The organism is Bauldia litoralis, from assembly GCF_900104485.1.
GTDB classification, from domain to species: Bacteria; Pseudomonadota; Alphaproteobacteria; order Rhizobiales; family Kaistiaceae; genus Bauldia; species Bauldia litoralis.
This window is the reverse complement of sequence record NZ_FMXQ01000007.1, coordinates 163,338-172,233: the sequence shown is the minus strand read 5'-3', so window position 1 is coordinate 172,233 and position 8,896 is coordinate 163,338. Positions and strand designations below refer to the sequence as shown.

Sequence of the window (8,896 nt, the reverse complement as noted above, 5' to 3'; positions counted from 1 at the left end):
CCGTTGAACGGGCCTACAGATCCAGCCGCGTCTTCGGGTCGATATGCTTGCCGGTCCAGTGGCCGTAGCGCCATGGCAGGTACCATCGCGCCCGCGTCGGCAGCGCGTCGGGCACCGGGTCGAAGCCCGAGGCGCCGAAGGGGCCGCAGCGCTGGAAGCGTGACAGGCCGATCCAGAAGCCGCGCCACAGCCCGAACCGGCCGATCGCCTCCTCGGTATATTCCGAGCAGGTCGGCAGATAACGGCATTCGCGACCGATCAGCGGCGACAGCAGCAACCGGTAGAGCTTGATCAGCCCGATGCCGAGCAGCCGGGGCAGTCGCGTCAGCAATGTCGGGGCGTCGGCCACGGGTTGCCCGGGCTCCTTCGCTGGAACGCGGTCGGCTTTGCCGCGTTATTCGTCTGGCGCACCATGCGCGGGAGGGTCATTCCATGCTCGGGTTCTACCAGCGTTATCTGGAATATCGCAGGATCGGTTTCAATCGCCTCGACGCCGGCCGCTTCGCCTGGCTGATGCTCGAACCGGCGCGCATCCGGCGTGGCGCCCGGCGCTGAAGCGTGCCGGCCCTTCACGGACCGATGACGCAGAGATGATCCCGGGCCTCGGCGCGGTTGGGTAATCTCGCCTCCTGATCATCCAACGGAGGCCCCTCGTCATGCGCTCGTTCCTTGCCCGGCTCGCCGTCATCATCGTGGCAACCGGCCTTGCCGGCTCCGCCCTCGCCTTCGATCCGGCCTCGACCGCACCGGTCAATCTCGACCCGGCCGGCGTCACCCTGAAGGGCTACGACCCGGTCGCCTATTTCAGCGGAACGCCGACGCCCGGCGATCCCAGCCTCACCGCGGCCCATGACGGCGCGACCTACCAGTTCGCCTCGGCCGAGAACCGCGACGCTTTCCTTGCCGATCCCGTCGCCTACGCGCCGGCCTATGGCGGCTTCTGCGCCATGGCGATGTCGCTCGGCTACAAGGTCGATATCGACCCGAATGCCTGGAAGATCGTCGACGACCGGCTCTACGTGCAGGCCAACGAGCGGGCGACGTGGGTGTGGGAAACCGACATTCCCGGCAACATCTCGAAGGCCGACGGCTTCTGGCCGGACGTCATGGACAAGGCCCCGTCCGACCTCCGCTGACCTCAGTCCGGTCGCAGCGGGTCTCCGTTACCCGCCCCCGGCACAAGACTGCCTTCCGGCTGCGAGTTTTCCGACCGGAGCCGGAGGTTCGCCGGATCGAGCGGGTCGCGGTCCCGGTCGAGCGGGCCCCGGTCCAGCGAATCCGTCAGCAGTCCGCCACCGGCGGGCTGGTTCAGGCGATCGAAATAGGAATTCCAGTTGCGGGCATCGGATCGCGGGCTCTTGCCGCCAAGCGGCGTTCCGGCTTGCGCCATCGCCACCGTTGCCGAGGCGAGCAGAACGCCGACGCCCGTTGCCCAGTTCGCCAGCCGCGCCTGCCGCCTCACTGCGCGGCCGCCGTCACCGGCTGGCGTTTCGCGTCGATCTGGTCCAGCGCGTCGACCACGGCGTCGAAGGTCAGCATGGTCGAGGCGTGGCGCGCCTTGTAGTCGCGGACCGGCTCGAGAAACCGCAGGTCGGCGAATCGGCCTTCCGGCGGCGCGCCGTTTTCCTTCAGCATCCGCCGCATCGTCTCCCGCACTTCGCGCAATTCGTCAGGCGTGGCGCCGATGATATGGCGCGCCATGATCGACGATGACGCCTGTCCGAGCGCGCACGCCTTGACGTCGTGAGCGAAGTCGGTGACCCGCTCGCCGTCGGTCTTGAGGTCGACCGTCACCGTCGATCCGCAAAGCCGCGAATGCGCCTTGGCGCTGGCATCCGGCGCTTCGAGTCGGCCAAGACGCGGTATCGTGCCAGCGAATTCGAGGATCTGCTTGTTGTAGATATCGTCGATCATGGGCGGAATATATGCTCTGCCGGGCCCCTTCGCCAGAATGGATTGGTCGCCAACCGGCCGCGGCCAATTGCTCCAGCCCTTCGCAATAGCGCAAAGCGTCGCTATATAACCGGCCGTGGAGCAATCATTGCCCCGGAGCCAGTCGATGGATGTCCCTTTGAAGAAGCCGGCAAGTGACGGCGTGATCGCGCCAAGGCCGTGGGCGCGGCCGGATCGCGCCGAAGCCGAGGCGGCGGTTCGTACCCTGATCGCCTGGGCCGGCGACGACCCCGACCGCGACGGCCTGCGCGACACGCCGCGGCGCGTCACCGAGGCGTTCGGCGAGTTCTACAGCGGCTATGACGCCGATCCCTCGGCTCTGCTCGAGCGAACCTTCGAGGATCTTGGCGGCTATGACGATATCGTGGTCGTCCGCGATATCCCCTTCTCGTCGCATTGCGAGCATCACATGGTGCCCTTCGTCGGCAAGGCCCATGTCGCCTATTATCCCGGCGAGGCCGTGGTCGGCCTGTCGAAGCTCGCCCGGGTGGTCGATGTCTACGCCCGTCGCCTGCAGACCCAGGAGCGGCTGACCGGCCAGGTCGTCGCGGCGATCGACGAAACGCTGAAGCCGCGCGGTATCGCAGTGATGATCGAGGCCGAGCATCAATGCATGACGCTGCGCGGCGCCCACAAGCATGGCGCCTCGACGGTGACCACGCAGTTCACCGGCGTGTTCCGGGACGATCCGGCCGAGCAGCAGCGCTTCGTCTCACTGGTCAGAAGCGGCTGAGTCGGCTGACCGGCAAACTCGCTCGCACAGAACAAAGGCGGCCCGCCGCGGCTCCGCCCTCAGGCAGTGCACGACATGACTGATTCCCCTCCCCGTTTCGCCACGCGCGGCGATCACGAGTCGATCGAGACCGGCACCGCCTTCGCGCCGAAATTCGATGCCGATGGGCTGATCGTCGCGATCGCCGTCGACGCCGATGACGGCGAGGTGCTGATGGTCGCGCACATGAATGCCGAGGCGCTTGCCCGGACGATCGAGTCCGGCGAAGGCTGGTTCTGGAGCCGCTCGCGCCGGAAACTGTGGAAGAAGGGCGAGGAAAGCGGCAACGTGCTGGCGATCGACGACATCCGCGTCGATTGCGACCAGGACGCCATCCTGCTCAAGGCGCGGATCGCCGGCAGCGGCGTTGCCTGCCACCAGGGCTATCGGTCGTGCTTCTACCGCTCGGTGCCGACCGGGGTGGCGCCGACGCCCGAAACAGCGCTCGCCTTCGATCAGGCGATGCGACGCGTCGAGCGCAAGTCGTAAGCGGGATTCCCTGCCGTCAGGCGGTGGCGATATAGGCGCGCATCTCCTCGGCCTCGAACTCGACCTCCTCGATGCGGGCCTTCACCACGTCGCCGATCGAGATGATCCCGTCGAGCCGGCCGTCCTTGACCACCGGCAGATGCCGGAACCGGCCGAGCGTCATCCGGCTCATCACCTCGTTGATCGTCTCGCTGTCCGAACAGCCGACGACCTCGTGGGTCATGATGCTCGATACGGCATTGCTGAGGATGTCCGGGCCGTTCTGGCCGATGGCGCGAACAACGTCGCGCTCGGAAATGATCCCGTTCACCCTGCGGTCCTGATCGACGACAACCAGCGCACCGATCTTGCGCGCCGCAAGTTCGGCAACGGCGCGCGTTATCGGCACGGCTGCGGCGATGGTCGCAACCTCACGCCCTTTCTGGGCCAGGATATCGGCAACAGTCATCAGGTCGCCCTCCTCGGGTCTGTCCGACAACCGCAAATCCCCTCGGTCGTCGGTCGCTATAAAGCTCCCCGCCCCTTGGTCGTCATCAAGCTTGGTGTGCATTCGGCCGGATGACAAGCTGCACTGCAACAAAAGCCCGGCTCTGTGGATGTCAGGGCTGTGGGCGCCGGACCGGATCGAGCAGCGGAAACAGCAGGAGACCGGCCAGAAAGCCGCCGATGTGCGCTTCCCAGGCAATCGCCCCGGAGGCGATGGTGCCGGATCCGCCGAACAGGCCGAAAAGCAGGTTCATGATGAACCAGACCGCCAGGAAGGTCAGGGCGCTGCGGTTCTGCAGAATCGCCGTCAGCGGCGGCGCCGGCCGGTGATAGGCCGACGGATCGCCGCGGCGCATGCCAACCAGCGAACCGCTGCCGGAAAAGACGAAACGCGCCGCCCCGGCCATGTGCGCCGACACCGCCGCCGACGCGCCGATCATCGGAATCGCCGAGGATGGATAGATGGCCAGGTGGAGCGCGGCGCCGCCGATCGCGCCCGCCAGCGAATAGACAAGGAATCGCGCCGGTCCGAAGCGGACCGCGACGGGGCTGCCGAAAGCAGCCAGCCACAGCCCGTTGAAGATCAGGTGGCTCCAGTCGGCATGCAGGAAGGCATAGGAGGCAAAGCTCCAGACCTGCGCCGCGCTGCCGCCGGGAAACGGCACGCCAAATGCCGTCAGGTCGATGATCCGCACCGGAATGAAGGCGAAGAGCAGCAGGATCTCGATATCGGCGTCGCTGCTCAACACCCAGGTCCGTATCGCGTGGATCAGGATCAGCGCGCCCAGAAGAAAGAGCACGACACCGGGAAGATTGAAGATTGGCTGGCGTTCCGGAACGGCGCCGGATGGGAGATGTGTCATCGGGGTTGGACATTAGCGACGATGTCGGCCGAATGAAGCCCGGACCTGTAAAAAAACTGCCCGCCACTCGAAAGCGGCGGGCAGCCTGTCACGTCCCGTATTGAACACCCCGTCGTGAACTTCGGGTCATTCGGGGCGTGTCACGCACCGCCCCCGAACAACGCAGGACCATATAACGGTGGCCGCTCCCGGCGTGCAAGCCGCCGCAATCGTTAACCTTACGCGCCGCGCCGCCTGTCACGAACCTTTCCCTGCGCGCCCCGCGCCACGCCGGTGGCACATGCCGTGCAACCCCTGTCCGACGGACGGCGACAGACGGCAAATCTGTCCTGTTCAGGGACAGTTCCGGCTTCTTCGGGACAGTTCGCAGGGGTGGCATCGATTTGAAACACGAAACGTCGCGACAACTCTACGACTATTGGGACCGGGTTCGGGACGGCAGCCCGGCCCCCCGACGCAGCGAGATCGAGCCGAGCGATATTCGTGGAATCCTCGCCGACACCTTCATCCTCGAAGCGGTCGACCGTGAAACCGCCAACGTTCGGCTGGCCGGCACACGGATGTGCTCGCTCTACGGGCGCGAGATCAAGGGCCAGGGTTTTCTCGACTTGTGGTCCGACGACGACCGGCAGGCCGTCGCTACCCTGGCGACAGCGGTCTGCGAGGACGGAGCCGGCGCGGTGATCAGCGCCAATCTCTTCGCCAACCGGGTGCGCCCGGTGCATTGCGAGTTCCTTCTTCTGCCGCTGCGTCACGGCGGTCCGACCTTCGACCGCATCCTGGGAAGCTGCGCGGTGTTCAATCGTCCCTACTGGTTCGGAAGCGATCCCATTATCCGCCAGCGAATCGTCAGCCTACGTCTCGTCTGGCCGGACGACCGGCCGCATTTCATGCGGCCCTTTCTCGAACGACGCGGGTCGGTGCCGCCGGCTGTCGCCGGCGGAATGCGTCGGCACGGCCATCTCTTCGTCGTCGACGGCGGGAAGTCTTAAGCAATTGCACCCTTTCCGGCCTGACGGGTCATAGGTCGTTAACCCAACCGGATTAATTTGACCGTCCAGCCACTCGGCTGAGTTGATTCCGTGGTCATGAAAAGATGCCATTGACCCAGGCGTTCCGCCAAAGATCATTGATGCGTCGTCAGGACCGTCGGCGTTTCCAGCGCGTTCCGGTGAGCCTTCTCGGGCGTTTCATGCTCGAGGATCGCAAGGAATATCCTTGCCAGACCATCGACATGTCGCCGGGCAGCGCCGCGATCACCACCCCGATCATGGCGCGTCTCGGTGAGCGGGTGGTCGCCTATATCGACCATGTCGGCCGCATCGAAGGCGAAGTGATCCGCCAGTTCGACGGTGGCTTCGCCATCACCATCACCGCGACGCTGCGGAAAAAGGACAAGCTGGCGGCCAAGCTGACCTGGCTTGCCAATCGCCACGAGCTCAGCCTCCCCGAGGACCGGCGTCACGACCGGATCGTGCCGGAAGTCCCGGTCGCCCCGGTGACGCTGCCCGACGAGCGGGTTCTCCAGTGCCGGATCGTCGATCTCTCCCTGTCCGGCGCCGCGCTGCATGCCAACGCCAAGCCGCCGATCGGCGCACCGGTCACCATCGGTTCTCTGCGGGCCCGCGTCGTCCGGCACTTCGAAGAGGGCTTTGCGATCGAATTCGCGGTGCTCCAGACCAAGGAATCGATCCACGAAAATATCCGCTGATCGAGCGATCAGCGCCGATATCGAAAAAGGCCGCCCTTCGAGGCGGCCTTTTTGTTGGTTCTCCGCGGAAAAATACGTAAAATTTGATGCAAATTAGATATACTTTGTCTCGATCATTTTAGACTGAAATAAAACTCGGAATGTCATAGTAGCCCTCAGTTGGGGAGAACACTATGCGTTTCGTTCCAGTAAAAACACTTTCGGTACTTGCTGCTTTACTTATCGGCGCCTGCACGAGCGCTGCCGCCAATGGCACGAACACGTCGCCCTTCATGGCGACGACGGGCCGGACGGCGCAGCCGATCGGACATCACGAATTCTGCATCCGCAATACCGCTGAATGCGCAACACATGCGCGGTCGAACAAGCGTGTCCAGTTGACCGCCGAGTTGTGGAACATGCTTGTCGAGATCAACAGTTCGGTGAATTCGTCGATCCGGCCGGTCACTGACCAGGACCTGTTCGGCAAGCCGGAAGTCTGGGTCTACCCGACCGAGAGCGGCGACTGCGAGGACTACGTCCTGCTGAAGCGCAAGATCCTCGCCGACAGCGGCTGGCCGATCGGCGCCCTGCTCATCACGGTGGTGCGCCAGCAAAGCGGCGACGGGCATGCGGTGCTGACGGTGCTCACCGATCGCGGGGACCTGATCCTCGACAACCTCGATAGCCACATCACGCTGTGGAATGGCACGCCGTATCGCTACCTCAAGCGTCAGTCGACCGTGAATGCCGGCGAATGGGTGTCGATCGATGACGGCCGCGCAACCGTCGTCGGCAGCGTGCGGAAATGATCACGTAACGGAGACGACACAAGAATTCGTATTGGGCCTGGTCACGTCCCCCCCCGTCCCCCCGATCAGGTTCAATGAGCCGGCCCCCGCCCCGGGGCCGGCTCCCCCCTCTCGAAAGTTCGCCTTGGACCTGGTCGCGTCCCCCCCCGTCCCCAGATCAGGTTCATCGAGCCGGCCCCCGCCCCGGGGCCGGCTCCCCCCTTTTCAGGGGCCTAATGCAGGCTCGGGGATTTCAGGAAATCGCTGCGGTCGCCGGACGTCACCCGGATATCCTCGGTGCGGCCTTCCTGAAATATGGTCAGCGGCACCTCGGTCCCGGCGGCTCCCATCGCCCAGACATGGCGGAAGAAGCCGGCAAGGTCGGTGACTTCCTCGCCGTCCACCGCGAGAATGACATCGCCATTCTGCAATCCGGCGCGCTCGGCCGGCGCGCCAGTGGCGGTGCCGGCGACCACCACATTGTCATCGATCTCCACTGCATAGACGCCAAGCCACGGCCGCGGCGGCCGGTTCGGCCGGCCAACCGTCAGCAGGTCCTCGAGGATCGGCGGCAGCAGGTCGATCGGCACGATCATGTTGAGGTGCTCGTCCTCGCCTTCCGACGATTGCTCGAGGCGCAGCGATCCGATCCCGATCAGGTCGCCAGCCGGCCCGATCAGCGCCGCCCCGCCCCATTGCGGATGCGCCGGCGCGGTAAAGATCGCCTCGTCGAGCAGATATTCCCAATAGCCGGCGAATTCCTGCTTGCCGATCACCCGCGCGGCGACCGCGCCGCTGCGGCCGCCGGCGCCGGCAAGGACGACGCTGGCGCCCGGCTCGACCGACGACGACTGGCCGATCTTCAACGCCGGCAGGTCGACCCGCGCTAGCGCCTGCACCAGGCCGAAGCCGGTCGTCTGGTCGTAGCCGAGCACATGGCCGGGCACCGTCCGTCCGTCGCTGAGGCCGAGCCAGACGGTTTCCGCCTCCGTCACCAGGTATCCGATGGTCAGGACAACGCCGTCGCTGCGGATCAGCACGCCGCTGCCGGCGCGCTCGGTTCCCAGGATATCGGCGGTGAAGGCGTCTTCGGGCACGATCGTCGTGACGCTGACCACCGCCCCCAGGGCCTGGTCGAGGTCATAGGCGTAGTCTTCCGGGCGTGGTTGCAGGGTCTCGGATATCTGCGGATTCATCTGGGGCGGCATTCACGAACTCCGTGCAGGTTACAGTCGGCCGCGGCTGTCGCCGCGCCGGCGGTCTCCCCCCTTATATAGGCCGGCTCCGGCGCTTGGCAGCGGGCATGGGCGGCCGGGCCGGGTGTTACACCCTGGCAAGTCCCTTTGCAAAGCGCCGCCAGTTCTCGACATAGTGGTTTGCCGACCAGCGGTTTCGTTCAATTTCCTCGTCCTTCAACGGCCGGGCCACCTTGCCCGGCATGCCGAGAACCAGCGATCCTGGCGGTATCTCCCGTCCCTCCGGCACCACGGCCCCGGCGCCGACCAGCGAATTGTCGCCGATCCGGGCGCCGTTCAGGACGATCGCCCCCATGCCGATCAGGCAATTGTCGCCGACCGTGCAGCCATGCAGGATCGCCCGGTGGCCGATGGTGCTGCCTTCTCCGATCGTCAGCGGAAAGCCGGTGTCGGTGTGAAAGACGCAATGCTCCTGGACGTTGGACCGCGCCCCGATGGTGATCGCCTCCTGGTCGCCGCGCAGCACCGAGCCGAACCAGATTCCGACCGCTTCGCCGAGCACGATCCGGCCGATGAGCACAGCGTCGGGCGCCACCCAGCATGCGCCGTCGGCCGGCAGGTCCGGCGACAGGCCGTCGAGGGAATAGATGGGCATT

Annotated in this window: 14 protein-coding genes; 7 read left to right on the top strand and 7 right to left on the bottom strand. The window is 65.6% G+C overall.

Going from position 1 to position 8,896, the window contains the following annotated elements:
• Positions 1 to 13: 13 nt before the first annotated feature.
• Complete coding sequence (gene yidD, locus BLT60_RS17045) at positions 14 to 349, bottom strand: membrane protein insertion efficiency factor YidD (RefSeq protein ID WP_090878177.1); 336 nt, start codon at positions 347 to 349, stop codon at positions 14 to 16.
• An 83-nt stretch (positions 350 to 432) separates the two neighbouring features.
• On the opposite strand from yidD, the gene BLT60_RS24950 reads away from it, so the two are divergent.
• Both BLT60_RS24950 and BLT60_RS17040 read left to right on the top strand, forming a co-directional pair.
• Positions 433 to 555, top strand: a complete 123-nt coding sequence (locus tag BLT60_RS24950; RefSeq protein ID WP_280138932.1) for a hypothetical protein — start codon at positions 433 to 435, stop codon at positions 553 to 555.
• 101 nt (positions 556 to 656) lie between these two features.
• Positions 657 to 1,136 (top strand): YHS domain-containing (seleno)protein, encoded by a 480-nt coding sequence (locus tag BLT60_RS17040; protein ID WP_090878175.1) that lies wholly within the window; start codon positions 657 to 659, stop codon positions 1,134 to 1,136.
• Between the two features lie 2 nt (positions 1,137 to 1,138).
• Here the strand turns inward: BLT60_RS17040 and BLT60_RS17035 are convergent, their stop codons facing one another.
• Both BLT60_RS17035 and BLT60_RS17030 read right to left on the bottom strand, forming a co-directional pair.
• Positions 1,139 to 1,462 (bottom strand): hypothetical protein, encoded by a 324-nt coding sequence (locus BLT60_RS17035; RefSeq protein ID WP_090878173.1) that lies wholly within the window; start codon positions 1,460 to 1,462, stop codon positions 1,139 to 1,141.
• On the bottom strand, positions 1,459 to 1,914 hold the full coding sequence (locus BLT60_RS17030; RefSeq protein ID WP_090878171.1) for an iron-sulfur cluster assembly scaffold protein: 456 nt from the start codon (positions 1,912 to 1,914) through the stop codon (positions 1,459 to 1,461). The genes BLT60_RS17035 and BLT60_RS17030 overlap by 4 nt, the downstream gene beginning before the upstream one ends.
• A gap of 145 nt (positions 1,915 to 2,059) precedes the next feature.
• Here BLT60_RS17030 and folE point away from each other — a divergent pair, with 145 nt between their 5' ends.
• Together folE and hisI are read left to right on the top strand one after the other, a co-directional pair.
• Complete coding sequence (gene folE, locus BLT60_RS17025; RefSeq protein WP_090878169.1) at positions 2,060 to 2,686, top strand: GTP cyclohydrolase I FolE; 627 nt, start codon at positions 2,060 to 2,062, stop codon at positions 2,684 to 2,686.
• A 75-nt stretch (positions 2,687 to 2,761) separates the two neighbouring features.
• Positions 2,762 to 3,214 carry a phosphoribosyl-AMP cyclohydrolase gene (gene hisI / locus BLT60_RS17020; RefSeq protein WP_090878167.1) on the top strand — a complete coding sequence of 151 codons (453 nt, stop codon included), beginning with the start codon at positions 2,762 to 2,764 and terminating at the stop codon, positions 3,212 to 3,214.
• 16 nt (positions 3,215 to 3,230) lie between these two features.
• On the opposite strand, the gene BLT60_RS17015 is transcribed toward hisI, so the two are convergent.
• Together BLT60_RS17015 and BLT60_RS17010 are read right to left on the bottom strand one after the other, a co-directional pair.
• Positions 3,231 to 3,692, bottom strand: a complete 462-nt coding sequence (locus BLT60_RS17015) for a CBS domain-containing protein (RefSeq protein WP_342028613.1) — start codon at positions 3,690 to 3,692, stop codon at positions 3,231 to 3,233.
• Between the two features lie 121 nt (positions 3,693 to 3,813).
• Positions 3,814 to 4,563: a rhomboid family intramembrane serine protease gene (locus BLT60_RS17010; protein ID WP_090878164.1), complete on the bottom strand. Its 750-nt coding sequence runs from the start codon at positions 4,561 to 4,563 to the stop codon at positions 3,814 to 3,816.
• A 383-nt stretch (positions 4,564 to 4,946) separates the two neighbouring features.
• On the opposite strand from BLT60_RS17010, the gene BLT60_RS17005 reads away from it, so the two are divergent.
• From BLT60_RS17005 to BLT60_RS16995, 3 genes are all read left to right on the top strand, one after another.
• Positions 4,947 to 5,555 (top strand): PAS domain-containing protein, encoded by a 609-nt coding sequence (locus tag BLT60_RS17005; RefSeq protein WP_175478495.1) that lies wholly within the window; start codon positions 4,947 to 4,949, stop codon positions 5,553 to 5,555.
• A 140-nt stretch (positions 5,556 to 5,695) separates the two neighbouring features.
• On the top strand, positions 5,696 to 6,274 hold the full coding sequence (locus BLT60_RS17000) for a PilZ domain-containing protein (RefSeq protein ID WP_244521307.1): 579 nt from the start codon (positions 5,696 to 5,698) through the stop codon (positions 6,272 to 6,274).
• A 173-nt stretch (positions 6,275 to 6,447) separates the two neighbouring features.
• Positions 6,448 to 7,065 carry a transglutaminase-like cysteine peptidase gene (locus tag BLT60_RS16995; protein ID WP_175478494.1) on the top strand — a complete coding sequence of 206 codons (618 nt, stop codon included), beginning with the start codon at positions 6,448 to 6,450 and terminating at the stop codon, positions 7,063 to 7,065.
• A 212-nt stretch (positions 7,066 to 7,277) separates the two neighbouring features.
• Here the strand turns inward: BLT60_RS16995 and BLT60_RS16990 are convergent, their stop codons facing one another.
• Complete coding sequence (locus BLT60_RS16990; protein WP_090878156.1) at positions 7,278 to 8,252, bottom strand: S1C family serine protease; 975 nt, start codon at positions 8,250 to 8,252, stop codon at positions 7,278 to 7,280.
• A 115-nt stretch (positions 8,253 to 8,367) separates the two neighbouring features.
• Positions 8,368 to 8,895, bottom strand: a complete 528-nt coding sequence (locus tag BLT60_RS16985; protein WP_090878154.1) for a gamma carbonic anhydrase family protein — start codon at positions 8,893 to 8,895, stop codon at positions 8,368 to 8,370.
• Position 8,896 lies beyond the last annotated feature (1 nt).

Bases quoted from the DNA above. Each gene is read 5' to 3' on its own strand.
- BLT60_RS24950 (WP_280138932.1), top strand. From the start codon at position 433: ATGCTCGGGTTCTACCAGCGTTATCTGGAATATCGCAGGATCGGTTTC.
- BLT60_RS16985 (WP_090878154.1), bottom strand. From the start codon at position 8,895: ATGCCCATCTATTCCCTCGACGGCCTGTCGCCGGACCTGCCGGCCGAC.
- BLT60_RS16990 (WP_090878156.1), bottom strand. From the start codon at position 8,252: ATGCCGCCCCAGATGAATCCGCAGATATCCGAGACCCTGCAACCACGC.
- hisI (WP_090878167.1), top strand. From the start codon at position 2,762: ATGACTGATTCCCCTCCCCGTTTCGCCACGCGCGGCGATCACGAGTCG.
- BLT60_RS17000 (WP_244521307.1), top strand. From the start codon at position 5,696: ATGCGTCGTCAGGACCGTCGGCGTTTCCAGCGCGTTCCGGTGAGCCTT.
- BLT60_RS17040 (WP_090878175.1), top strand. From the start codon at position 657: ATGCGCTCGTTCCTTGCCCGGCTCGCCGTCATCATCGTGGCAACCGGC.
- BLT60_RS17030 (WP_090878171.1), bottom strand. From the start codon at position 1,914: ATGATCGACGATATCTACAACAAGCAGATCCTCGAATTCGCTGGCACG.
- BLT60_RS16995 (WP_175478494.1), top strand. From the start codon at position 6,448: ATGCGTTTCGTTCCAGTAAAAACACTTTCGGTACTTGCTGCTTTACTT.
- BLT60_RS17010 (WP_090878164.1), bottom strand. From the start codon at position 4,563: ATGACACATCTCCCATCCGGCGCCGTTCCGGAACGCCAGCCAATCTTC.
- folE (WP_090878169.1), top strand. From the start codon at position 2,060: ATGGATGTCCCTTTGAAGAAGCCGGCAAGTGACGGCGTGATCGCGCCA.